Source organism: Zoogloea sp. LCSB751 (genome assembly GCF_002028455.1).
Lineage (GTDB): Bacteria > Pseudomonadota > Gammaproteobacteria > Burkholderiales > Rhodocyclaceae > Zoogloea.
Genome location: NZ_MWUM01000596.1, coordinates 1 through 238, shown reverse-complemented (window position 1 = coordinate 238; position 238 = coordinate 1). Strand labels below are relative to the sequence as shown.

Sequence of the window (238 nt, the reverse complement as noted above, 5' to 3'; positions counted from 1 at the left end):
CCTGGAAGTCAAACATGAAAAATAAAATCAAATGGATAGGTGCGCTTTTTCTGCTGGTGAACGGATCCTGGGTGTGGGCCGCCAGCCTGCCTGCGGATCTCAAGTGGGAGACCAACGACACCGACCCCACCTTCGCCTCCCCCAAGGCGCTACCCGGTGGCACTCTCAACCTCTTCATCGACAGCTTTCCGCTGACGTTTCGCACCGTGGGGCCCGATTCCAACGGTTCGTTCCGCTC

At 58.0% G+C, this 238-nt stretch carries 1 protein-coding gene; it reads left to right on the top strand.

The features are described 5' to 3' along the window. Positions 1–14: 14 nt before the first annotated feature. Positions 15–238 (top strand): hypothetical protein (locus B4920_RS27850; RefSeq protein WP_216820141.1); only part of this gene is annotated, 224 nt, incomplete at its 3' end.